The organism is Saprospiraceae bacterium, from assembly GCA_016716185.1.
Classification (GTDB): Bacteria; Bacteroidota; Bacteroidia; order Chitinophagales; family Saprospiraceae; genus Vicinibacter.
This window is the reverse complement of sequence record JADJWV010000002.1, coordinates 1,656,126-1,679,246: the sequence shown is the minus strand read 5'-3', so window position 1 is coordinate 1,679,246 and position 23,121 is coordinate 1,656,126. Positions and strand designations below refer to the sequence as shown.

Here is a 23,121-nt window from a genome sequence, read left to right as displayed (position 1 = left end):
TTCTGATCAGACGTTAAACAAGAAATGCATGATATCTGCATCTTGTACAATGTATTCCTTTCCCTCGGTCGACATTTTGCCGGCAGCTTTTACGGCTGCTTCCGATTTGTATTGAATAAAATCCTGGTATTTGATTACTTCGGCGCGAATAAATCCTTTTTCAAAATCTGTATGGATCACTCCGGCAGCCTGCGGCGCTTTAGACCCTTTTAAAACAGTCCAGGCTCTCACTTCTTTCTCACCAGCGGTAAAATATGTAATGAGATTCAATAACTCGTAAGCAGCTCTCGTTACCTTATAAGTCCCTGGTTCGGTGAGTTTCATTTCATCAAAAAAGGCCTGCCGTTCCTCTTCAGGCAATTCTGTGATTTCCGCCTCAATACCCGCTGAAATTAAAATGACTTTTGCGTTTTCACCGGCAACTGCTGCTTCAAATGTCTTGGTAAATTGATTTCCTGTGTGAATTGAAGCTTCATCGACATTACAAACATACAGAACAGGTTTGCCTGTAAGCAGCATCGCCGATTTGACTGCGTTCATCGTACTCTCATCCTGAATAAAGGACCTCGCTGGTTTTCCTGTTTCCAAATGTTTATAGAGGTCTTCCGCTAAAGACAATTCCTTAAGAATTTCTTTATCGCCGCTTTTGGTTTGTTTTCGGATCCGGTCGAGTCTTTTTTCCATGGTTTCCAGATCTTTAAGGATAAGTTCCGTGTCGACAATTTCCTTATCGCGCACGGGATCGACGGAACCGTCCACATGAACGACATTGTCATTTTCAAAAGCACGAACGACATGGATGATGGCATCTACTTCGCGAATATTGGCCAAAAACTGATTTCCCAGACCTTCGCCTTTTGATGCCCCTTTGATCAATCCTGCGATATCGACAATATCAACGGTTGTCGGAACAATTCTCTGTGGTTTGACCAAATCAGAGAGGGCATTGAGTCGGAGATCCGGAACCGTTATCACCCCAACATTCGGATCTTTGGTGGCGAAAGGATAATTAGCGGCTAAAGCCCCAGCAGAAGTCAGTGCATTAAATAAGGTCGATTTTCCAACATTGGGCAAACCTACGATTCCACATTGCAAACCCATTTTAAAATTTTAAGAGCGCAAAATTAGAAAAATATACTTTTTATCCGCCGAATAATATAGCTTTAGCAGAATCTGATGAATTATCTGGTACACTTATCCTTGTCTTACCCAAACTCTGGTTATCTGGTGGGCAATTTTGTATTTGATCTGCTGCCGCGTGCTTTAAAAAACAAACAGCCTCCAGAATTACAAGCCGGTATACAATTACATAAACTTATCGATCATTTGTCAAACAATCACACGTCCTGGCTAAAAATGAATGCAAGTTTTCATCCCTATATTCATAAGTATGCTTCAGTAGTCAGTGATGTTGTCTGCGATCATCTCATGTACCTCTTGTGGAATAAATATGGTGCTGCTCACTTTGATACGTTCACCGATTGGAATTACGATAAATTAATTGAAAATCTTCATTTAATTCCAGAACCTGCAAAAACCATAACAAAATCGATGGTAGACCATCAGTGGATGGATCAATACAGAACACTCGAAGGTGTTGAACAGGTGTTAAGACGAATGAACCAGAAATTAAAATTCGATTGCGATCTTACTGCAATTATGGATCCATTCAGTAAAAATATGGATGATTACCTGGACTTATTCAATTCCCTATATCCGGATCTACGACAAGAATGTCAAAAGTGGATCAGCCTTCAAAATGAAGTGAGATTGTGAAACTCTTAGAGAATAATTTTTCAATAATGGTCGACTCGGGAAGTGTTGAGTCGTAAATGAGGATATTATTCAGTCCATGAGAAAACTTAATCTCAGGAGAAAAAATAAAATAAGGAAGATAGAATTGCATTCCAGCTCCGATTTCTAAATGAAAATCATGAGGTGAAATTCTGACGATGTTGAATTGATTTTTATCTGATTTGCTGTTGGATGAAAAATCATATGAATATTTTACTCCGCCGATAACAAAAACCCTTTTGTCTTTGTAAGGTGCGCTGGTAAACCTGACAAGTAAAGGCAATTCTCCAAATACCGATTCATTGCGTTCTTTTTGCTCTACAGCGCTGTTTAGAGCCTGATAAGCCAGAGTGCGGTAGGATAGGGCAATACTGGGTAAAATCCTGAAATCAAAATTCTGCCCAAGTTTGAAATTAGTGATCATACTCAAGGTGAGTCCCGGATTGCTGATCCCTTCATTCCACCTGAAATCGGGATTCTGAATAAACCTCCTGGAGTGTTCAATTTTATACCCGCTCGAATTGTATCCGATTGTAAGCCCGAAATAATGTGATTTATTCTTAAACGTATTGTAATTATAACTTTTGGCATGATCCTGACTGCTCAGCAATACAGGAAGGATCAAAAAAGCGAAAAGGAAATTTATTTTTTTGCTGAATAAATGGTGCATATTCCAAATGTGAGAGGTTTGAATTGGCAATCTGCGAATTGCTCAGACTCCATAATCGCAATAAAACGTTCGTAATCCGGGAATTGTTGCACGGATTCAAAGAGGTAAGTATATGCTCTTTTATCTTTTGACCATAAATTTCCGACGACCGGTAAAATAAATCTGAAATAGAAATTGAATAAGTATTTAAAGATGCCGCTGCGGGGTTTTGAAAATTCCAGGATACGCAACGCTCCACCCGGCTTTAAAACACGGTACATTTCTGCCAGGCCAAGATTTACATTTTCAAAATTTCTGACACCAAAACCAATAAATATCGCATCAAATGTGTCGTTGCTAAAATCGAGCGCTTCCGCATCGCCCAATTTCAAACGGATCTGCTCATGCTTATTCTTTTTACGAAGCAGAACCTCGGCTTTTTGCAGCATGCCTTCCGAAATATCGACGGCATCGATTTGTGCATGGGGGTAGCTTTTTACTGCTTCAAGCGATAAAGCGCAGGTACCGGCTGCAAGATCTAAAAACCGAACAGAAGCATCTGATAAAAAAGGAAGGGATGCAACCAGTTTTTTCCTCCAAATTCTGTCAATTCCGAGAGATAGAAAACTATTTAAAAAATCGTAGCTGCCCGAAATTTTCGTAAACATTTGAGCAACCTGAGATTTTTTGGAACCTTCGTTTTGGTATGGATTGACGGTTTGCAATCTTAAATTTTGCACAAATTTAGCGACGCCCGACGAATGTCTGGTCATGCTTTGAAATTATTCTTTTAAATATATATAACTTATTGTGAATTAATTTTTTAAACTTATTTATTTTCTTAAAATCACTGAATTTTCTGCATTCGGTTTTGTAACTTTGCACACTTTATTTTGGAAAAGAAAATATGCAGGAACAAGACAAAATTATCCCGGTCAGTATAGAAGAACAATTGCGAAGTTCGTACATCGATTATTCCATGTCGGTTATCGTTGCCAGAGCTTTGCCGGATGTAAGAGATGGGCTGAAGCCGGTTCACAGACGAGTAATGTATGGCATGCATGAATTGGGTGTGCCCTACAATAAACCCTTTAAAAAATCCGCCAGAATTGTTGGGGAAGTCCTCGGTAAATACCATCCACATGGAGATGGTTCCGTTTACGACGCCATGGTAAGAATGGCACAGGATTGGTCCATGAGGTACCCGCTTGTCGACGGACAGGGCAATTTCGGATCGATGGATGGCGATAGTCCGGCTGCCATGCGATATACCGAAGCCCGGCTATCCAGGTTATCTGATCAGTTGCTCGACGACATCAATAAAGATACAGTTGACTGGAAATTTAATTTTGACGATAGTCTGGAAGAACCCACCGTGCTGCCATCGAAGGTGCCCAATCTGCTTATCAATGGTTCCTCAGGGATTGCAGTGGGTATGGCCACCAACATGCTCCCTCATAATTTGACAGAGGTCTGCGACGGTGTCATTGCGATGATCGACCAGCCCGATATAAGTCTGGAAGAACTCATAAAAATCATTCCGGGTCCGGATTTACCAACCGGAGGAACGATATACGGCATCAGCGGCATCCGCGATGCTTACGAAACGGGAAAAGGAAAAATCCTGCTCCGAGGGAAAGCAGAAATCCAAACGGTCGATAACAGAGAAATCATTTTAATCTCAGAAATACCATATCAGGTCAACAAAGCCCTGATGATCCAGAAAATGGCAGATCTGGTCAACGAGGAAAGAATCGTTGGGATCAGCGATATCCGCGATGAATCGGATCGCGAGGGCATTCGCGTGATCATCGAGCTTAAAAGAGATGCCATTGCAAACGTGGTGTTGAGCAATCTGTATAAATATACTCCGCTTCAAACCAGTATAGGAATCAACAACATTGCATTGGTCAACGGACGCCCGGTAGCACTTGGATTACATCAATTGATTTCAGAATTTATTTCCTTCCGGATTAAAGTAATTGTTCGGCGCACTTTATACGAATTGCGCATCGCTAAAGAGAAAGCCCACATCCTGGAAGGCCTTTTGATTGCTTTGGATCATCTCGACGAAGTGATACAACTTATACGATCTTCGAGAACGGTAGAAGATGCAAGAAACGGTTTGATAAATCAGTTTCAATTGTCGGAAATTCAGGCAAAAGCCATTCTCGACATGAGACTGCAAAGACTTACCGGACTTGAAAGGGATAAAATCAAGGAAGAATACGAAGCTTTGCTCAAAGAAATTGAAAGACTTGAAACCATTCTTGCCGATGAAACGCTTCAACGTCAAATTATCAAGCAAGAACTTTCTGAAATCAAAGACAAATTCGGCGACGCTCGTCGCACAGACATCACCCAGGTCGATGGAGATATCAATATAGAAGACATGATCGCCAACGATCAGGTTATCGTTACGATTTCGCATTTGGGATATATCAAGAGAACAAAAGCAACAGAGTATCGAACACAAAGCCGCGGTGGACGAGGATCGACCGGAAGCAAAACAAGAGACGAGGATTTTATAGAACATATGTTTGTTGCATCCAACCACAACTACCTATTGTTATTTACAGAACTGGGTAAATGCTACTGGTTGCGGGTATATGAAATCCCGGAAGCCAGCAAAACCAGTACCGGAAGATCTATCCAAAATCTGGTTGAATTGCCAAAAGAAGATAAAGTCAGAGCCTATATCAATATTGAAGATCTCGAAGACAAAAGTTTTCTGGAATCGCACTTCATCATGTTGTGTACCAAGAATGGCATCATCAAAAAAAGCAGTCTGGAAGATTTCAGCAGACCTAGGTCCAGCGGGATCATTGCGATTTCAATCAATGAAGGAGATCAACTCATCGATGCAAGGCTCACCAACGGACAAAGTGAAGTGGTTATCGCAAATCGAAAAGGGCGAGCCATCCGTTTTTCCGAAGCGAAAGTAAGAGCGATGGGAAGAAATGCTGCAGGCGTCAGAGCCATCAAACTCGATGAAAACAGCGATGATCAGGTTATAGGAATGGTTTGCGTGGATCCCAACGATCCTGAAACTACCATTCTCGTGGTATCCGAGAAAGGAAATGGTAAAAGAACACCGCTTGAAGATTACAGCGTTACCAACAGAGGAGGAAAAGGAGTTCGAACATTAAAAGTAACAGATAAAACAGGAAATCTCATTGCCATTAAAAATGTAAGTGACATACATGATCTCATGATCACCACGACACAGGGAGTTGTGATCCGGATGGAAATCAGCGAGTTGCGGTCTATGGGAAGGGCCACGCAAGGCGTTAGATTAATACGATTGGATGAAGGCGATGAAATAGCAGATGTCACCGTGATCGAAAGAGTGGAAGATGCGCTGGATCAGGATCAGATTGAAAATCAGGCCGAAAATCAAAATGATCAGATATCAGTTCAATCGAATGAAAACGAAGGATTTACTTCCGGAAAATCGGATGACAGCGAAGAATAATATTTAAAAATATCTTAACAAAAATCTAATTGACAAAAGAATTAATTTGTTGTCTAAACAGTTATATCATAAAACTATAAAAATGAAAAACTTTCTAATCCTTTTTATTTTTAGCCTCTGCGCAAACTTATCCGCACAGGAAGCTCAGAAGGACGTTAAAAAAGCCGACAGCAGGCTAGCCAATTACTATTTGGATCCTGCGGCCAATCTTTCCAAATTATGGGAAGCCAAATCGCTGATCGATGCTGCCAGTGCAGATCCCAGTGTAGCGGGTGCATTCAAAACCTGGAACGTTAAAGGAAAAGTATACAATGCTGTATGTGCATTTGAGAGCGATTCGATATTGATCACACAGCAGTTTGGAAAAACATACCAATTGAAATTTGCCGACGCCGCCATGACAGCATACCAATCCTGGTTAAAAGCAAAAGAGCTGGCTACCAAATCGTATGAAACCAAAGAAATACTGGCAGCACTTACAGAGACTTCCCGTTCCCTTAATAATTATGGTTTAAAAGCGTATGAAGCTAACGATTTCAAATCAGCATACCAGCAATTTGCAGCCGTGGTTGAAATTGACAAAATAGTAACCACCGGCGGGCAAAAAAGTATTTTCCCAAATGAGGAAGATCTGAAGAAGCAAAAATATCTCGCAGCTGCATGTGCCGTCAACGGTAATCTTCTTGCAGAAGCAGCTCCTTATCTGGAAGAACTCAGGACATTGAATTACAATGAATCCTACATTTATGAAGGCCTGTATCGTTACTATGCTCCGATCGATTCAACAAAAGCGGAGATGGTACTGGATGAAGGCCGCAAAAAATTTCCAAATGAAACTTCATTGCTCTTTACAGAAATCAATCATTTTCTAAAAAAAGGAAAACTGAATGAATTGGTGGATAAATTGAAAATGGCCATTGAAAAAGAACCCAACAATGTGTCGGTATACACCACACTAGGCAATGTGTACGACAATTTATGTCAAGCCGACTGGGATGCAGGTAACATTGAAAAAGGAAATGAACATTACACAAACGCAGAAAAATATTATCTGGAAGCGGCCAGGATCAACCCAAACGATTTTAATACCTTGTACAGCATTGGTGCCCTGTATTACAACAAAGCTGCATTGATTTCCAAAGACGCCAACAAACTCAGTTCTGATTATACCAAAGAAGGCACTAAAAAATACAACGAGAAAAAAGCAGAAATGGAAAGTTACTTCGATAAGGCACTTCCATATTTTGAGCAGGCTGAAAAACTGGAGCCTCAGGATAAAAATACTTTGATTGCATTGAAAGAGATCTATGCAAAAAAATCCATGTTCGATAAATCAAATGCTTACAAGACAAAACTTGAAGCCTTGGGAAACTAATAGTTAAAAAATAAATAATTAAAGCAAGGTACAGCATCAACACTGTACCTTCTTTTTTTATACCATTACACAATTGACTCAAACCAATATCATGATAAAAAAATTTGAAGAACCTGAAGCACTCAATGGGGTAGGGGCTTTTCATCATTTATTCAATATGCCGGTTCTTGAAGAACCACAGATCCCTTCCATGGAAAGATGTAAACTGCGGATCTCCTTGCTGGCAGAAGAACTTCGCGAATTGGAAGAAGGAATCGAACAACAAAATATAGTTGAAATTGCAGATGCCTTGTGCGATCTGCAATATGTGCTTTCAGGTGCGATTCTCGAATTTGGATTAGGCTCTAAGTTTAAATCCTTGTTCGATGAGGTTCAACGCTCCAATATGAGCAAAGCATGCAGCAACTTAGAGGAAGCGATAGAGACCCAGGAAAAATACAGAAATGAGAAGCAAGTCGAATCAGAAATAATCATTAAAGATGGAAAGTTTCTGGTGTACCGGAAAGAAGATGGCAAAGTCCTTAAGTCAGTCAACTACAGTCCGGCAAATCTGCAAAAGTTGATTTAAAAAGAAAAAAGTTCCCGCAGATTTCGCAGATGACGCAGATGAGATTTTAATTTTAATTGGTGAGTGTAATGTTCTTTAAATTTTTTTTAGAGCACGATACACTTTTGTTCGAATAAACTATTTTGCGTCATTTACGGGAATCAAATAACACTTCGTTTCTAAAAAAATAATTGATTCATTTCTAAGAACATTGTACATTTTTGTTTGAATGTATTATTCTGCGTCTTCTGCAGGAAACAACCAAATAGCACTTCGTTTTTAAACAATTTTCAACAATTACTGCGGACGCTTTTGATAAAGCGGACCCACTTTAAACTGGTCGTTTGATGGTTCTGTTCTTTTAATCCTGATTCCGTATGGGATTTCATCGAGAAATTCAGTTCTGGATCTGGCTATACTGCCTTTGCCGTCGTGTACCTCAATTTGAAAATTCGTCATGTGCTTATTTGAATCCCTTTGTATGTTCAGATATTTGAGAACAATTCCCACTCCAGCAAGCCGCTCCCGGATTTCAACGAGCTTTTCGGTTGGCATAGCTTTATCAAAATGAACTTCAATCCAATCCTTGTCAATATAAAATTCATCCTTAAATGATTTCTTTTGACCTCCTTTGGGATCCGTACGACATGCCAATAAACCCAACACAAACAAAGCTGCCAGGAAATATGCTATCTTTTTCATTACAAAGCAAATTTGTTAAGTAGCATCAGCTAGCAGGCGTGGCAGAATCACCTGAAGTTGTTGAGTCTTCATTTGTTGGACTGTCTTGTGATGTTGAAGCGGGTGAAGAACCGGAATCTGCCGATGAAGATTCAGATTTTTTATCATCGTTTCCGGTGATTTTATCTTTCAGATCTTCGAATTTGTCTTCAATCTTTTCCATAAAGTCCTCCGCTTTATCCAATGCAGCTTCAACTTTTTGTTCCGCTGCTTTATAAGTTTCTGATTCCTTTACCTTATGGATGGTTTCCGCAGCCGATTTTTTGAGATCTTCAACTTTGTCTTCGGCCCAATCTTTAGCTTTTTCAACCATCAATTCCCCTTTGTCTTCGAGTTGATCGAGTTTTTGTTCAGCTTTTTCCATCAACTGATGCGTACTTTCTTTGGATTTTCCAAAGAGATTATTCAGAAAATTTTTAAGTCCCATATCGTATTGTTTTTAATAATTATAATTCGGATTCTGTTTTCTTTTCCTCTTCAGGATCATTCGGCAATTCAAGGGGTTCCAGTTTTTTAGAGCTGTTGTCTGGTTCCGGATTAAATTTTTGGCCTTCATTTTCTTTGAGCCAGGCTTCAGCTTTTTCGAAAAAGCCAGGATGTCCGCTTTTTAAATCTTTTCCAAAATCGATTGGTTTATCAGCGATTCCATCTCCGTCCTTGTCCGGGTTTTCATTTCGTTCCTGTTCTTCCAAAGCCTTTGCTTTTTCAAGTGTTTTGTCGACAAAGTCCTCCACTTTTTCAACCGCATCCTGCGCTTTTTGTTTGAGATTTTCTCGAAATTCCCGGGTGGATTCTTCCAGATTTCCTGCCTGTTCTTTAACCTCATCCCACAATGCCGAGCCCTGCTGCTTTACCTCATCAACTGTACCGGAGATAAATTCTTTGGCTTTGTCAGCGAAGGCTTCTGCCCTGACTTCGGAAGACGGTTGCCTGGGGGTAGGGGAGTAGATTTCAAAATCGTCCGTTCGTTGAGAAAACCCGGAATCTTCGCGAGGTTCAGAGACAAACCAGGATTTGATGCGTTGTAATATGCCCATAGTATTGACAAATTTACTGCAAAAGAACTGATTAGCGGATAAAATACCCCTGAAATCGACCAACAGCTCAAATTGCACTATGTACTTAATCAGGAAAACAGCTCATTCAATAAGTAATTAGCCCAACTCAATCAATCGCCCAAATAATTCTTCAAAAAAGCCCTATCCTTATGCCAACAATTTCGTCCGGATACATATTTGGAAATTGCTAACCATCCTTTGACAAACCTGGGTTATCTGATCCAGGTTTGTTTTTTAGCCCAGAATTTCGAGAAGTTCCTTTTTCAAAGCTTTCCATTCATTGAATGGGCCGATGGACGGAATATTGCGATAGAGCAGCTGCATATGAATTTCAAGTTCTTGCTGCCCAGCGAGTGAGATTCTTAAAGTAGCCGGCAGCTCATCCCCATCTTTCCGCTCCATAAACAGTTCAGCTGCATTAATGATGTCCTGATAGTCTTCCATTCGCCTAAAACCATAATGGCCGGCCAATACGACCAAGCTCCTCAGCAGATCGGGATTGGAAAACAAATTTTTGGAGTCTTTGAGCTTTATTAAAAGCTCATCTTCGACAAGTGCAGGGCGAATTTTAGCAATGAGTGAAAGACATCCATAAAAAAACAAACCAACTGGAATAGCCAGCCAGATGCTGGTCAGAGAAATCCTATTCAAAATAAGGTCGTAGACCATAATCATAACCAAAGTGTAAATAACCCAAAAAGCTAACCTTCGGTAATAATTTGTACTTGGAATGACTTGGATTGTGGACATTATTTCATTTTAATAAATCCCGGATTTCTTCACTCAGCGTATAAAATTCTTGGTACGACGCATTCCCTGGCATCTTGCTGTTCTTCAGGTTGATTTGAATGTTTAATAGCCCATTTTCAGAATTCCAGATTTGCATATTGGCCCCTCCCCGGTCTTCCAGTATATCCCGGTTTCTGGAGAGTGTGAGCAATTTCTTTTCAGCGGCTTCCCGGTAATCCTGCTGGCGTTGAAAACCATAATGGGCTGCAAGTGATACCAATTGCCCCATCAATTCCGGATTTTCAAAGAACCGCTTTGGATCCTCCGATTGAATTTTGATATCGTCGGCATAGTATTTGGGTCTGTACCAATAATGAATAAGAAGTACGGCAAAACTAACAGCATAAAGCGAAAAATTTATCAACAAGGAAGTGCTGTTTAGCCCATAGCCATTAAAGAATGTTAATAACAGATTCCAGCTCACCAAAGAGATGGCTAACAGTGCCAAACGGAGAGGGAACTTTGAATTATAGAAGATGTCCATGTTGGTAAATTTCAGGCTAATATAATATAAAATCTCTAAATATTCAGAGAAAATTTATTAAAAACCCGGACTTATTTATTTAACGTGGTCATAGAATGATTGTAAAAAGATCATATTAATTTTTGAATTTAACTAAAATCAAGCTTGAATTCTATTTCAAATTATTCCAACACCGATAAGCAAGTAATAAAAAGAACAAAGTATAGACAGCTCTGACCACCGGGTAAAATCCGGTTCCCGAATCATCGATGAGCATGACTGCGATTCCAAGCACACCAAAGGCCATCGCAATATATCCAAATGCTTTTGGAAAAAATGAATCCTCGATAAAAGCAAGTCCAACTGGTATCAATCCCAGACGAAAGAACATGTAACCCATGCGCCGGAAACAACTTACCCATTGATAAGTGACATCCATGCTTCCCACAAAAGGTTCCTGATTACTTTGTTCAATCGTTGTCAGTTTCCAACCGCCCCAGGCACCCATATCCAAAAAATATGCCTCTTGCAATCGACCCAACCAATAAAGCCCGGCAGCTAACGAAAATCCCGGATTGCATGACTAGAAACACCTCAAGGCTTCTCATTAATCCGCCCAGCGATACCAATCCCACAATGCCCAGAAAATTATCAAAAACCAGGATCGTGAATGACCAGATAATGACTGTCTGATGTTCTTGTGCCGTCAACAAGGAACTTAAAATTCAAATCGGCCTAAATCGCCACCGGGAGCAATAAATATCCCATTGGTATAAGTACGGTTGACAAACCGAATTATGCGGCCGCGAAACGATTGTTAAAAATTGTTGCTCGCATACATGTTTTTGTTTATTGCAGTTTAGAAAGGGGAGTGCGTATTACAAAATTACTCAATATATCGGTCAAAAGTCCAAATTTCATTGAATCTATCTTCAAATGCAACAACGCCTTCATTTCGATTGATAAACATTTGCGAGTAAAACTGACTTGAAGAACTTTTTGCAAAATACACATCCTTATATTCTTTGTTATTGATGCTTATTAAGCTCGCAAAATTTGAACTTCTTTGCTTTTTAACACTTAAAGGAAAGAAAATATTAAAAATTAGTGAGCCACTTTCATTAAAAGGCATTAAGTAACATATTAATGTTTTAACCAATCCTCCGTCAGTATAATTTGCACCTCCTTGTAGAACAATAGAAAAATTTACACTCGTGTCTACCAATGTAATTCTAAATTCTTCAGCTTCGTATACTTCTGTTTTATAGCTTAAATTATTTATATATTCTCGATATACGATATCAAGAATCCACTCTTTTCCCCACTGATTTTTATAGACTACTTTTCCACTTTTAAAAATCGCATCGGGTAAATAATCGCGTATTTCATTAATGCTAACTACCCTTTCAAAACCTAATGAATGTTTCTCGCAGGCAAGTAAAAGACAACTCGACACAATTATTAGTACTAATCTAAATAGATTCTTCATACTTGATTAGTTTGTAATTTTATTTTTAATGCTAATAAATGCAAAATTGATAGATAAATTACCGGTAGAAAATAAATATCTACTTTTTTCTGTGTTGAACAAACTAAAAACATCCCCTAATTGGTAAGATAGCTCAACGTTCAATCTATTAGTTAGGTAATATTTTGCATTTAACGACAAATCAATCTGAAATGTCTTTTCATCTATTAAATGCGTGGCAGGTGCAACTTGAAAGCAATTAACAAATCCACCGCCCAAATACAAATTCTTGTGAAGAAAATTCCGGTAATAAATTACCGGAATTTCAAAAAAAGAAAATGTTGATCTAACTTTAAAACCAGGAGGTCCAAAAAGAATTGCGCCTTTCGAAGTTCTTAACGAGGCATATATTCCCGACTTTAAAATCCATTTGTTTTTAACTTTTATCCCTAATCCAAGTCCGACTTTCCAATCGAAATCACTATCTAAGTCGTATATATTAAGTGGAGAAAATCTTTGAAAAGCATTAGAATAATTTATTCCTGCATTTATTTCAGCATATATTTGGCCAAAAAGATTTACCTGAAAGAATAAAAGCGCAATAACAACGAATATCTTCATTTATTAAAGTTTTAAAATGGGTCAAAGTAAAGATAACAGGCTAATTGGCACACATTCCTTTCTATTAATTTAATGTCGTTTGAGCTTCTCAAATTTATGATATTATTCCAAATATAATAAGAAAATATTAATTTCGTTTCATTAAAGAACCTTACAAATAATGCTGAAATTATCAATTCCTTTCGTCATAATATTAATTTTCGGTGGATGTTTTAATAATGACTTCCCTGAAAGGCCCTCCAAACTTATCAGAGTAGAAGTAGATTCAATTCCTGCAAATACTTCAGGTCAACCTTGGGATGCGAATGATGGACCTGACCTGATCTTATTAATAATCGAAGAAAATAAAGATACCATATTCGTTTCTAATAAAAATTTATTTCAAAATTCAAGTGCAGGTCCATATAAGTTCTACATTGATCCTGGTTACAATTATATCCCATATGAATATTCATATTCTCTCCACCTCTTTGACCTTGATACAAATAATACTCTTCAATTCATCGACTCTACTAGATATTCCTTACCATATCCACTATACTACCCATTTTGCGAAAAATATAAGGAAATATCAATCTGGAAATTTCTTGTTGTTGAACAATAAAAGGCATTTGAAGTTTTGAATTTTAAATCGCGATATTTAAAATTCAATAAACAAACAAGTATTTAAAAAAATAATCGTTGTCAATAGGCTAGGGTTATTTAAAAAAACATTGAGTATGTTTTTAAATTTAAACGCAGGATTATCATTGTGTTCCAAGATTACTGCCTTTAATAAAATATCGACGATCAAGCTTGAATTCTATTTCAAATTATTCCAACACCGATAAGCAAGTAATAAAAAGAACAAAGTATAGGCAGTTCTGACCACCGGGTAAAAACCAGTTCCCGAATCATCGATGAGCATGACTGCGATTCCAAGCACACCGAAGGCCATCGCAACATATCCAATTACTTTTGAAAAAAATGAATCCTTGCTAAAAGCAAGTCCAACTGGTATCAATCCCAGACAAAAGAACATGTAACCCATGCGCCGGAAACAACTTACCCATTGATAAGTGACATCCATGCTTCCCACAAAAGGTTCCTGATTACTTTGTTCAATCGTTGTTAGTTTCCAACCGCCCCAGGCACCCATATCCATAAAATATCCTTCAGCCAGCGAACTTAGAAGCAATGCCAGACAACAAACGATAATTCCCGGTTGTAAAACCGGATGAATGGAATTTGTTCGCAACAGCGATCCTAATCCTGTAAGTCCCATGATGGCCATAAAATTTCCAAACACCAGTATTCTGAAAGACCAGATAAATAAATCCTGATTTTCGTGAGCCAGGAGCAAATTGCCGACATTTAATCCATCCTGTAAATGGACTGGCTGAATGAGATAACCGGTGGTGATCAAGACCGCAGCGAAAATAAAATTGAGTGCTACAAATCTTTGGCTGAATAAATTGGAAGTCATGGCCATTTGATTTATTTGTGAATAAGAATGGCTATTCAAGAATAGCTCAATGAAATAGAAAAATACAGGATTTCAAGTAAGTAATCAAATTATTATTTTTCCCATAATTTATATTATGTTAATATGCTTTTATGATTACTCTGCCTCCTGGTTTCCAAGTCATATTCATATTTCGTAGGCACTCTCATACGCCTCTATTCCACGATGATTCTCTTATCGACCTTTACTGACTCCCTTGTTGCAGCCAATTGCTCCTTTTGAAGAATTTTACCGATGGGCTCATTGTACAGATTTTCCTGATTCAGAATCTCCCGGACTACAGGAGCAGATTCTGGAGCTACAGCAATCAATAAACCTCCGCTGGTTTGTGGATCTGCCAGAATGTATTTCCAGGTCTCATCGGCCAGTTGCAGCTTTTGTCCGTAACTCTTCCAGTTGCGATGGGTCCCTCCCGGTATCGCCTGCTGTTCCAGATAATGGGCTAATTGCCCTTCTAATAATGGCAACTTAACATAATGTACGAGAGCATTACATCCGGAGCCTTCGCAGAGTTCTAACAAATGCCCGGCCAGTCCAAATCCGGTAACATCGGTCATCGCATGAACTCCAGAAATCTGACTGAGCCTGGCACCCACGGCATTCAGTCGTAGCATACTTTGAATTGCTACTTCTTTGTGTTCTTCCATCAACATCCCCTTTTTCTCAGCCGTCGTCAGAATGCCGACACCCAATCCTTTCGTTAAAAACAGGATGTCTCCCGGCCTGGCTCCTGCGTTCGTTTTTAAATTTGGAATTGCTACCAAACCCGTGACCGCCAATCCAAAAACAGGCTCCGGACAATCGATTGAATGTCCACCGGCTAATGGAATCCCTGCTTCCTTGCAAACGGATTTCGCCCCTTCTAAAACTACGCCTGCCCAATACGTATCAATCTTGTCCACCGGCCATCCCAATATACCAATAGCCAACAAGGGTGTGCCACCCATAGCAAAAACGTCGCTGATCGCATTTACAGAAGCAATGCGTCCAAATTGAAAAGCATCGTCGACAATTGGCATAAAGAAATCAGTGGTTGAAATGATCGCCGTTCCATTACCAAGATCATAAACTGCTGCATCGTCTTTGTTCTCATAGCCCACCAACAAATTCGGATGATTTTCTACCGGCAGGCCCGATAAAATTTGTTCGAGCACTCCGGGAGCAATCTTACATCCACAGCCTGCGCCATGACTGAATTGTGTCAATTTAATGGGTATGCGTTCTTCCATATTGGTTTTCTTTTCTCAATTTAATGAGTTTATTAACGATATCTTCATCCGTTTCATTTTCAAATTTGCACTTCACTATTTTCGGACTCTTGTTTTGTTCGAGATTATAGGCATAACATTTATCGTAATATCTCAACGCGATCGCTGCTGCTTCTTTAATATCATTGTTCTGTATCAATTGAATTGCTTTTGCAGTGGCTTCATGTCCAAGACGTTTTTCAATTTTTCGAAAGGATTCGATTAAATCATCAATACGGGTTTGAGCATAACTGTCTACCAGAATTTGCAATCGCAGATCCAAAGATCTTTCTACATCAATCAAGGTCGATGCTTTCATTTGTGTCCACAAATCCAGGGGAATAAAATTGCTGCCTACCGACCTGCTTTCGTTTTCGAGCCAAACATAATTCCACTTCGATTCAATGTTACACCATTCTTTATGTAGATTATTTTCAAACTGTTCATTCGTAGGTTGCTGCTCCTCCCCTATCCAGCCAAATGCCGAACCTTTGTGGTGTGCAATTCTCTCGAGATCGACAACAGGCTCCCCATTTTTTTCCAGGCTGTTTAGTATTCTGGTTTTACCTGTTCCCGTTTTTCCACCGAGTACAATAATATTTATTGCGGTATTCCTGAATCCATTAAGTACATAATTTCTATAATTCTTATATCCTCCCTGAATCACATAGGTTTCAATTCCGGCGGTTGCAAATAACCAGGCCATGCTTGCACTCCGCATTCCTCCCCGCCAGCAATAAGCGAAGATCTCTTTTCCCTGACTCAATCGAATGGCATTTGTTGCAAGTTCAGATAACTTTTTACCCACGATTTCCAAACCCTTTATTGTCGCCAATTGTTTGCCCTTTTGTTTATAAAGCAAACCTACTTCTGCTCGCTCTGCATCCGAAAACAAGGGTAGATTGAATGCATTTGGAATGTGACCCTTTGCATATTCAGAAGGCGACCTTACATCAACAAGAATGCATCCCTCCTGATACAGATCCGAAGTAAATGGCAAATACCGCACTGCAGATTGTACAGGTATTGCGAAATTGATCGCATCCGGATTATTCATTGAATTCTTCGAGGTATTTTACAAATATTTTTGCCAGGTTCACTGCATCCGGCAAAGCGCGGTGTCGATTGCCTTCAAATTCAAAATTTTCCAACATCAAGGCTTTATCCAGTCCCACCAGTTTGGGCAATCCTTTCATTCGTGCATAAATGGATTTCATATCGACGTATTGCCCCAGCCAATCCATCTCCAATTGGTAGATATCACATGACTGCGTAAGCAGTTGAAGGTCTGTCTTTCCCCAGGTAAAGATACTTAAGGGGTTGATCTCATCGTACTCACACCAATTCAAAAATTCATTAAGGACCCAATCAAATTTTTTAGCACGGTCCACTTCTATTTGTTCGATACCCGTGAGTTGTTTACAGTAAGATGATAGTAAAGGATATTTTTGTGGTTTAATAAGACTGGTAAATGTATTTTCAATTTTTCCGTAAGCGTTGATCCGGCAAGCTGCTATTTCAATAATTTCCTGTTCGCGATTTTGAATGGTATCGTTCCAACAGGTTGCTTCGAGATCCAGAATGATGTAATGCATGATGGGAAAACTGAATTATGAAATTAAAACCGATCTGATTCCCATTGAACAGAACTCCAGTCTATCTCGTTTTGAAGCTCAATATTTTGTAAACGATTGGCATAATACAACAAACCGATAAAATCTTCACTGTAATACCTGCCATAATTATCCTGAGCCAGGATACGCTTCAGATGATACACTCCAAGATGTTTAATACCCTTGGCTATAAGTATTGAAACATTACCTTCAATTTCCTTTGGATAAATTATTTTATCTTCTTCACTTCGCTGAATCAAGATCAATTGCAACTGGGCACAAATATCAGCCAATGATTTTTCCGGAAAGAAATATTCTTCTTCTGGTAGTTGCACCAAACTGTAAATATCGTGCTGCGGATTCATTTTTGACAAAAGCAAAAATGCTGCATAAGCAACGAGATGAGCCGGTAAAACATAATTGTAAATCTTGTAAGCTTCGGCAATCTTTTCTCCGAGTTCGCGCGTATAAATCATTTCCCTTTGATCGTCCTTGATAAATTTTCCTTTTGTACTGAAGTAATCTTTCAAATGGACTACATGAGATTTATGATCCAGGCTGTTGGCTTGATCATCCAATTGATTTCCAAATACATCCATGGGCTTTCCAAACGTGAGGTATATCTGGCTTTGACTTTTTAATACGCGGAATAAAAATTTATAATAAGCGCCGAACCCTGGTTTTTTCGCTCGGGCTGTAAATCGTTCCTGGCCGCTTACGGAAAGATGTTGCAACATCAAGGAACGGGCTTCCAAAACCGACTCATAAGTAAGCACTACAGGAACGACGACGATTTTTTGCGGAGAATTGGCTTCCAACAACATGCGCTGTGCCTGTATCAATGATCCCAGCAATCCCAATTTTAATTTAGATTCCACTTCACCAGATCTGCTACGGGTTCCGCCGGGAAAAAATATCGTATTGACTCCTTCAAATACCGATAATTTGCTGTATGCGGTAAGCGTCTGAAGATAAATAGGATTTTTTTTGCGCCGATCCACCTTATAGGCTCCAAGCCTGTTCATAAAGAATGCGAAAAATTCGCTGTCAAATAAATTCAAACCCGCACCATAAGAAAATGCTGGTAATCCTAAAGACAAATCAATGGAGTAACCTATGCAAATGGAGTCCAGATTGCTGGAGTGCGTAGGAACCAGAACGACAATGTGGTCATTAAATAAATTGCGAAGTTCCGAAGTATATCCGTTAATTCGAATGGCCGATCTGTTTTCTTCTCTGAGTTTCTTGATACGGAAAATATCAGACCATTTGAAAGAATACAACAACGTATGAAAAATAAAATCGCTCCATTTCCTCACTAATAAAAAAGTCTTCGGATTGAAATGGCATATAATCTCCTGACTAAAGCGATTGATTAAACGACCGAGGGTTTCGAGATTGCCTTTATGCTTATCAGCAAGCAACTGATTTGCATTGTATTCATTTTGAATCTTTCTGTAATATTGGATTTCATTGGGTGGATCTGCTTTCCAAGGATTTGTCTTAACGCGTTGCTTTTCCTGGTGCATAGTTTTCGCAATAGCCTGATCGACTTCGTTCACTCCTTGCAACTTAAACTGTTCGAAAACATCGCTGTTCAACTTATTCAGAAATGCTTTTCTCTGGATCACAAATTTTGACAATGGCCAAAGGTGAATATCTCCGATCAAATGATCGTATACTTTATAATCTTCTGGCTTTTGTTGCATGCTTGCCATATTCAGTTTGTTTTAATTTGAATCAGGATCTGCTGATATGCATCCAACAGTTCACTCCTTCCATTTCCCGTCTGAGCGCTCACAAAAAATTGCGGAGGTAATGATTCCCAATCGTTATACATCGCTTTATTTAAATCATTCTGAAATTGTTTTAATTTTTGCTTGGTACACCGGTCTGATTTGGTCATGATGATATAAAATGGAACACCCAACTGCCCAAGGTAACGCATGGTTTCAAGATCTATTTCCTGAGGTTCAATAGAAGAATCGATCAAAACATTCAAAAGGCAAAGATTGTGTCTATTTTTCAGATATTTAGGAATTTCATAAGTCCAGTGGGCCTTCAATTTTTTACCGACTCTGGCATAACCATAACCTGGAAGGTCCATGAGCATCCATTGATCATTTACCTTATATTGCACGAAGGACTGGGTTTTACCCGGAATACCGGATACTTTTGCCAGATTTTTGCGCTGGCATATTAAATTGATCAGACTGCTCTTTCCAACATTTGATCTGCCCCAGAAAGCAATCTCAGGCAAATTCCCTTCCGGAATTTTGGAATACACAGGAAACGCACCCACAAACTCGACTTCCATACTGCAATTTAGATTTGCAAAGGTCGTTAAGAATATCCTAAATAGGGAATTTGAAAAAAATAACTTATTAAATAAAACGTATATTTGTAATAAACTCGATTCAAAGTGAAAAAGTATTGCATAAGCATTTACCTGTTAGCGCTGGCAAGCATATCCTATTCTCAGCTCAATCTTTTAGTTTTCGGAGGATTGCATAGTGTGGATGTAAAAGCCTCAGACTTTATTATAACCAATAAAAATACTCTGGACTCATTTCAATTCAATTTGGATAAAGCCAGTTATGGATACCACTTTGGAGTTGGCCTCCGGTTAAAATTCAACTATTTTTACATTCAACCGGAATTACAGTTTAACTCCAACAAAGCAAATTTTAAAGTAAAGGATTTCAATGTCCCCAATACTATTGATTCCATCAAATCAGAGAAATATCAATACCTGGATTTGCCGGTGATATTCGGTTTTAAAGCGGGTTTGATCAGGTTGTATGCCGGTCCTGTAGCTCATTTTTTTATCAATAACTCATCTGAATTATTCGATGTGGATGGATACGACGATAAATTTAATGCGGCGACATTTGGGTATCAGGCTGGAATTGGATTTGATATTTCATTTATCGGAATCGACATCAGACACGAAGGTAATTTTAGCAAGTACGGAGATCACGTAACGTTTTTTGGGCAAAAACTTCAATTTGACAACAAGGCTTCCCGTCTGATGGGTACTGTGAGTTTTAAATTTTAATTCGCGGATCTGAGAGCGCATACAGCAAATCGACAAACAAATTAATCAGGATAAACACGGTGACCGTCACAACACAACAACCCAAAACAACGGGAACATCAAACTGACTCAGACTTTGAATAGTGAGGTCGCCAAGTCCCCGAAAATTAAACACATATTCCACAAAAAAAGCTCCTGTAAGCAAAGATGCCAGCCAGCCACTTAAGGTGGTGATGATCGGATTCCAGGCATTGGGAAACACCTGCCTGAAAAGCAATGTTGGTTTTCTGATTCCATATGCCTTCGCTGTTAAAGCAAAAGGCTCGTTCATGGCGTCAATGAGAGAAGCTCTCGTCATTTGACAGATCATCGCCACGGGCCGGATCCCCAAAGCCAAGGCAGGTAAAACCAACTTACTCCAATCTGTTATTTCATTTCCAAAATCGTCAAGACCATATATAGAGCCTTGTATAGGAAGTCCTGTTTCCTCTCTCAGGTAATATCCAAATAAAATTGCGCACAAGATTGCAGAAATATAACTGGGAACACTATAGAACAATGTCGTCATACTTAAAATGAACTGATCTATAAACCGATCTCGGTTCAAAGCGGCAATAATTCCAAACAGCAGACCAAATATAAATGCAAATAACATGGAAGCCAGCCCCAAAACCAAGGTCGATGGAAACGCTTCCTGAATTAAATCAGAAACAGGATCACCACTCACATAGGACTTTCGCAGATATGGCCACTTTGCGATAAATTCGTATTTACCAATTGAGAAAAATGTAACTGAATTATATGCCAGCTTTCTGCTATCCTCTCCGTGAATTAATTGCAAGGGGCTTAAATCCTCAAGATATTTGCCAACTTGCACAACGAAAGGACGATCAAGAAAATAATCAGCTCGTAGTTTAGCCAGAGCCTCAGGGTCTGTTCGCTGCCCAAATTGCAGGCTTGCCGGATCTACAGGAGCCTGATACACAATAAAACTAATGGTTGCTACGACTGCAAAAACAGAAATAAAAAAGATCGCCACTTTATTTAGCAGGTAACGCAACACAATAGCTCTACTTTAAAATGTAAAAGTAGATACCTTTGCCGTGCACTCATGAATAATTTAAAACTTTCTTTTCAGGAAATTCTCCCGGGACAAACTTCGGGACTGAGTAAATTTGATTTGAGCTATCTTACTCAACGGGAAATATGGTTGCCCCTTACCGATTCAATATCTGATACCGAACAACTTGAAAGAGCCATACGCGAAAGGAAAAATTTTAAAAGCAGGGAAAAACTCGTAGAAATACTAAGAAACCAATATCGGGATTTTACATGCTCAGAACCCACACAAAAGAACATCGAAGCCCTCCTCCATTCCAATTGCTTCACCGTTGTTTGCGCACATCAACCGAGTTTACTCGGCGGACCCCTATATTGGGTTTATAAAATTATTTCTACAATCGCTACGTGCAAACGCCTGAATAATCAATATCCTCAATACAATTTTGTCCCTGTATATTTTGCAGGGAACGAAGACCATGATTTTGAAGAAATCAATCATCTTCACATTTTTTCAAAAAAAATAGTCTGGAATGAACAATATGGATCGGCAGTTGGACGGCTACCTGTTCACAATTTAATTACGGTATTTAACGAAATCAAGGAAATATTCAAAGCCAATGCATTCGCCCGGGAGTTTATGGATCGACAGATACAACTAGCCGAAAACGCAGATTCCTACTCTACGTATTTCAAAAGTTTTGTCGAAATGCTCTTTGGAAAATATGGATTGATCTATTTTCATCCGGACGATGCCCAAGCCAAAACCTTATGGACAGAAGTTTTATTGAAAGAGCTGCGCGAAGAATTTATTTATAATACCTGCAAGAAAAGTTGCGAAGACATTTTGAAAAATGGATATTCGTTGCAAGTCCATCCGAGAGAGATTAATTTATTTTATCACCACCCGACGGGAAGAAAAAGAATTGTAAAAATTGACTCCAATCATTTTGAACTTGTCGATGCAGATTTGAAATGGGATGCAGAAAGTATTTATAACGAAGCTCAACAGCATCCGGAACATTTTAGTCCCAACGTCATGTTGCGTCCGGTTTATCAGGAATTGCTATTTCCGAATGTAGCGTTTATTGGCGGCGCTGCTGAAATAAATTACTGGCTTCAGTTATACAGTGCATTTCAGGCCTTGAAAATCCCATTCCCTGCATTGATCAGAAGACATTCATTGTGGTATATTGATGTATCTATTTCAGCTAAAATTAGCAAATCGGGTTTTGAGAATTCCGATTTTTTTAAATCCAAAAACGCACTTGAATCCATTTTATTAAACAGACACCAGGAAGAATCGCCGGTGCAGGAAACATTATTTGCCCATATAGAAGAACAATTAAGCCAATTAAAAAACCAGATTAAAGATCTGGACGCACCCACTCAGGCGAGCATCACAGCAGAAGCACAAAAAATTTCAAAATCGCTTGAGCATATCGGACAAAAAATACGAAAGCACCAGAAATCCAAATTGGATCACGAAATCCAATTGATAAGTAAAATAAAAGATAGTTTGTTTCCGGAAGACAAACCCCAGGAGCGGCATTTCAATTTTTTACCATATTATTTTCAATGGGGTGAAAATTATTTTGATGCCTTATTGGAAAGGTTTGCAGTTAAGCCTACAGAATTTATGATCGCCGAAGAAATCCAGGGGCCATAGAGAAAAAAATCA

25 protein-coding genes are annotated in these 23,121 nt (G+C 39.0%); 7 read left to right on the top strand and 18 right to left on the bottom strand.

The annotated features are described in order from the left end of the window. Positions 1-6 precede the first annotated feature (6 nt). Positions 7-1,101, bottom strand: coding sequence for a redox-regulated ATPase YchF (gene ychF / locus IPM34_08445; protein MBK8955570.1), 1,095 nt, complete (start codon positions 1,099-1,101; stop codon positions 7-9). 75 nt (positions 1,102-1,176) lie between these two features. On the opposite strand from ychF, the gene IPM34_08440 reads away from it, so the two are divergent. Further along, on the top strand, positions 1,177-1,776 hold the full coding sequence (locus tag IPM34_08440; protein MBK8955569.1) for a DUF479 domain-containing protein: 600 nt from the start codon (positions 1,177-1,179) through the stop codon (positions 1,774-1,776). Here IPM34_08440 and IPM34_08435 read toward each other — a convergent pair. After that, on the bottom strand, positions 1,748-2,419 hold the full coding sequence (locus IPM34_08435; GenBank protein MBK8955568.1) for a PorT family protein: 672 nt from the start codon (positions 2,417-2,419) through the stop codon (positions 1,748-1,750). The genes IPM34_08440 and IPM34_08435 overlap by 29 nt on opposite strands. Positions 2,420-2,436: 17 nt before the next feature. Further along, complete coding sequence (ubiE, locus tag IPM34_08430) at positions 2,437-3,216, bottom strand: bifunctional demethylmenaquinone methyltransferase/2-methoxy-6-polyprenyl-1,4-benzoquinol methylase UbiE (protein MBK8955567.1); 780 nt, start codon at positions 3,214-3,216, stop codon at positions 2,437-2,439. Between the two features lie 134 nt (positions 3,217-3,350). Here ubiE and gyrA point away from each other — a divergent pair, with 134 nt between their 5' ends. The 3 genes from gyrA (at position 3,351) to IPM34_08415 (ending at position 7,861) form a co-directional block, all read left to right on the top strand. After that, entirely contained in the window at positions 3,351-5,918 is a 2,568-nt protein-coding gene (gyrA, locus tag IPM34_08425) for a DNA gyrase subunit A (GenBank protein MBK8955566.1), read from the top strand. Between the two features lie 82 nt (positions 5,919-6,000). After that, complete coding sequence (locus IPM34_08420; GenBank protein ID MBK8955565.1) at positions 6,001-7,293, top strand: hypothetical protein; 1,293 nt, start codon at positions 6,001-6,003, stop codon at positions 7,291-7,293. 91 nt (positions 7,294-7,384) lie between these two features. Further along, a complete protein-coding gene (locus IPM34_08415) occupies positions 7,385-7,861 on the top strand; it encodes a nucleoside triphosphate pyrophosphohydrolase family protein (GenBank protein MBK8955564.1) in 477 nt (158 codons plus the stop codon). A 276-nt stretch (positions 7,862-8,137) separates the two neighbouring features. On the opposite strand, the gene IPM34_08410 is transcribed toward IPM34_08415, so the two are convergent. The 8 genes from IPM34_08410 to IPM34_08375 all read right to left on the bottom strand — a co-directional run bounded on the left by IPM34_08410 (position 8,138) and on the right by IPM34_08375 (position 12,980). Continuing rightward, a complete protein-coding gene (locus IPM34_08410) occupies positions 8,138-8,542 on the bottom strand; it encodes a hypothetical protein (GenBank protein MBK8955563.1) in 405 nt (134 codons plus the stop codon). Between the two features lie 25 nt (positions 8,543-8,567). Then, on the bottom strand, positions 8,568-9,008 hold the full coding sequence (locus IPM34_08405; protein MBK8955562.1) for a hypothetical protein: 441 nt from the start codon (positions 9,006-9,008) through the stop codon (positions 8,568-8,570). Positions 9,009-9,027: 19 nt separating this feature from the next. Further along, complete coding sequence (locus IPM34_08400) at positions 9,028-9,618, bottom strand: YtxH domain-containing protein (GenBank protein MBK8955561.1); 591 nt, start codon at positions 9,616-9,618, stop codon at positions 9,028-9,030. A gap of 255 nt (positions 9,619-9,873) precedes the next feature. Continuing rightward, a complete protein-coding gene (locus tag IPM34_08395) occupies positions 9,874-10,389 on the bottom strand; it encodes a hypothetical protein (protein MBK8955560.1) in 516 nt (171 codons plus the stop codon). Positions 10,390-10,393: 4 nt separating this feature from the next. Further along, positions 10,394-10,912, bottom strand: coding sequence for a hypothetical protein (locus tag IPM34_08390; GenBank protein ID MBK8955559.1), 519 nt, complete (start codon positions 10,910-10,912; stop codon positions 10,394-10,396). A 151-nt stretch (positions 10,913-11,063) separates the two neighbouring features. Continuing rightward, positions 11,064-11,423: a hypothetical protein gene (locus IPM34_08385; GenBank protein MBK8955558.1), complete on the bottom strand. Its 360-nt coding sequence runs from the start codon at positions 11,421-11,423 to the stop codon at positions 11,064-11,066. Between the two features lie 354 nt (positions 11,424-11,777). Then, the gene (locus IPM34_08380) at positions 11,778-12,380 is read right to left on the bottom strand and encodes a hypothetical protein (protein MBK8955557.1); all 603 of its coding nucleotides are present in this window, start codon (positions 12,378-12,380) and stop codon (positions 11,778-11,780) included. Positions 12,381-12,386: 6 nt separating this feature from the next. Then, entirely contained in the window at positions 12,387-12,980 is a 594-nt protein-coding gene (locus IPM34_08375; protein MBK8955556.1) for a hypothetical protein, read from the bottom strand. 160 nt (positions 12,981-13,140) lie between these two features. Between IPM34_08375 and IPM34_08370 the strand changes: the two genes are divergently transcribed. Beyond that, positions 13,141-13,584 (top strand): hypothetical protein, encoded by a 444-nt coding sequence (locus IPM34_08370; protein MBK8955555.1) that lies wholly within the window; start codon positions 13,141-13,143, stop codon positions 13,582-13,584. A gap of 198 nt (positions 13,585-13,782) precedes the next feature. Here the strand turns inward: IPM34_08370 and IPM34_08365 are convergent, their stop codons facing one another. The 6 genes from IPM34_08365 to IPM34_08340 form a co-directional block, all read right to left on the bottom strand. Then, on the bottom strand, positions 13,783-14,445 hold the full coding sequence (locus IPM34_08365) for a hypothetical protein (protein MBK8955554.1): 663 nt from the start codon (positions 14,443-14,445) through the stop codon (positions 13,783-13,785). A gap of 194 nt (positions 14,446-14,639) precedes the next feature. Continuing rightward, positions 14,640-15,713, bottom strand: a complete 1,074-nt coding sequence (gene selD, locus IPM34_08360; GenBank protein MBK8955553.1) for a selenide, water dikinase SelD — start codon at positions 15,711-15,713, stop codon at positions 14,640-14,642. Next, positions 15,691-16,788 (bottom strand): tRNA 2-selenouridine(34) synthase MnmH, encoded by a 1,098-nt coding sequence (gene mnmH / locus IPM34_08355; protein MBK8955552.1) that lies wholly within the window; start codon positions 16,786-16,788, stop codon positions 15,691-15,693. The genes selD and mnmH overlap by 23 nt, the downstream gene beginning before the upstream one ends. Continuing rightward, a complete protein-coding gene (locus IPM34_08350; GenBank protein MBK8955551.1) occupies positions 16,781-17,326 on the bottom strand; it encodes an exonuclease domain-containing protein in 546 nt (181 codons plus the stop codon). Before IPM34_08350 ends, mnmH begins: the two co-directional genes overlap by 8 nt. Before the next feature lie 23 nt (positions 17,327-17,349). Then, positions 17,350-19,062 (bottom strand): 1-acyl-sn-glycerol-3-phosphate acyltransferase, encoded by a 1,713-nt coding sequence (locus IPM34_08345; GenBank protein MBK8955550.1) that lies wholly within the window; start codon positions 19,060-19,062, stop codon positions 17,350-17,352. Positions 19,063-19,064: 2 nt separating this feature from the next. Beyond that, complete coding sequence (locus IPM34_08340; protein ID MBK8955549.1) at positions 19,065-19,661, bottom strand: YihA family ribosome biogenesis GTP-binding protein; 597 nt, start codon at positions 19,659-19,661, stop codon at positions 19,065-19,067. 105 nt (positions 19,662-19,766) lie between these two features. Between IPM34_08340 and IPM34_08335 the strand changes: the two genes are divergently transcribed. Next, complete coding sequence (locus IPM34_08335) at positions 19,767-20,402, top strand: outer membrane beta-barrel protein (protein MBK8955548.1); 636 nt, start codon at positions 19,767-19,769, stop codon at positions 20,400-20,402. Here the strand turns inward: IPM34_08335 and IPM34_08330 are convergent. Then, entirely contained in the window at positions 20,392-21,444 is a 1,053-nt protein-coding gene (locus IPM34_08330; protein ID MBK8955547.1) for an ABC transporter permease, read from the bottom strand. The genes IPM34_08335 and IPM34_08330 overlap by 11 nt on opposite strands. Before the next feature lie 48 nt (positions 21,445-21,492). On the opposite strand from IPM34_08330, the gene bshC reads away from it, so the two are divergent. Further along, complete coding sequence (bshC, locus tag IPM34_08325) at positions 21,493-23,109, top strand: bacillithiol biosynthesis cysteine-adding enzyme BshC (protein ID MBK8955546.1); 1,617 nt, start codon at positions 21,493-21,495, stop codon at positions 23,107-23,109. Positions 23,110-23,121: the final 12 nt, after the last annotated feature.

Coding starts and splice junctions, on each gene's coding strand:
- ychF (MBK8955570.1), bottom strand. CDS start 1,101: ATGGGTTTGCAATGTGGAATCGTAGGTTTGCCCAATGTTGGAAAATCG.
- IPM34_08440 (MBK8955569.1), top strand. CDS start 1,177: ATGAATTATCTGGTACACTTATCCTTGTCTTACCCAAACTCTGGTTAT.
- ubiE (MBK8955567.1), bottom strand. CDS start 3,216: ATGACCAGACATTCGTCGGGCGTCGCTAAATTTGTGCAAAATTTAAGA.
- gyrA (MBK8955566.1), top strand. CDS start 3,351: ATGCAGGAACAAGACAAAATTATCCCGGTCAGTATAGAAGAACAATTG.
- IPM34_08420 (MBK8955565.1), top strand. CDS start 6,001: ATGAAAAACTTTCTAATCCTTTTTATTTTTAGCCTCTGCGCAAACTTA.
- IPM34_08415 (MBK8955564.1), top strand. CDS start 7,385: ATGATAAAAAAATTTGAAGAACCTGAAGCACTCAATGGGGTAGGGGCT.
- IPM34_08410 (MBK8955563.1), bottom strand. CDS start 8,542: ATGAAAAAGATAGCATATTTCCTGGCAGCTTTGTTTGTGTTGGGTTTA.
- IPM34_08405 (MBK8955562.1), bottom strand. CDS start 9,008: ATGGGACTTAAAAATTTTCTGAATAATCTCTTTGGAAAATCCAAAGAA.
- IPM34_08400 (MBK8955561.1), bottom strand. CDS start 9,618: ATGGGCATATTACAACGCATCAAATCCTGGTTTGTCTCTGAACCTCGC.
- IPM34_08395 (MBK8955560.1), bottom strand. CDS start 10,389: ATGTCCACAATCCAAGTCATTCCAAGTACAAATTATTACCGAAGGTTA.
- IPM34_08390 (MBK8955559.1), bottom strand. CDS start 10,912: ATGGACATCTTCTATAATTCAAAGTTCCCTCTCCGTTTGGCACTGTTA.
- IPM34_08380 (MBK8955557.1), bottom strand. CDS start 12,380: ATGAAGAATCTATTTAGATTAGTACTAATAATTGTGTCGAGTTGTCTT.
- IPM34_08375 (MBK8955556.1), bottom strand. CDS start 12,980: ATGAAGATATTCGTTGTTATTGCGCTTTTATTCTTTCAGGTAAATCTT.
- IPM34_08370 (MBK8955555.1), top strand. CDS start 13,141: ATGCTGAAATTATCAATTCCTTTCGTCATAATATTAATTTTCGGTGGA.
- IPM34_08365 (MBK8955554.1), bottom strand. CDS start 14,445: ATGACTTCCAATTTATTCAGCCAAAGATTTGTAGCACTCAATTTTATT.
- selD (MBK8955553.1), bottom strand. CDS start 15,713: ATGGAAGAACGCATACCCATTAAATTGACACAATTCAGTCATGGCGCA.
- mnmH (MBK8955552.1), bottom strand. CDS start 16,788: ATGAATAATCCGGATGCGATCAATTTCGCAATACCTGTACAATCTGCA.
- IPM34_08350 (MBK8955551.1), bottom strand. CDS start 17,326: ATGCATTACATCATTCTGGATCTCGAAGCAACCTGTTGGAACGATACC.
- IPM34_08345 (MBK8955550.1), bottom strand. CDS start 19,062: ATGGCAAGCATGCAACAAAAGCCAGAAGATTATAAAGTATACGATCAT.
- IPM34_08340 (MBK8955549.1), bottom strand. CDS start 19,661: ATGGAAGTCGAGTTTGTGGGTGCGTTTCCTGTGTATTCCAAAATTCCG.
- bshC (MBK8955546.1), top strand. CDS start 21,493: ATGAATAATTTAAAACTTTCTTTTCAGGAAATTCTCCCGGGACAAACT.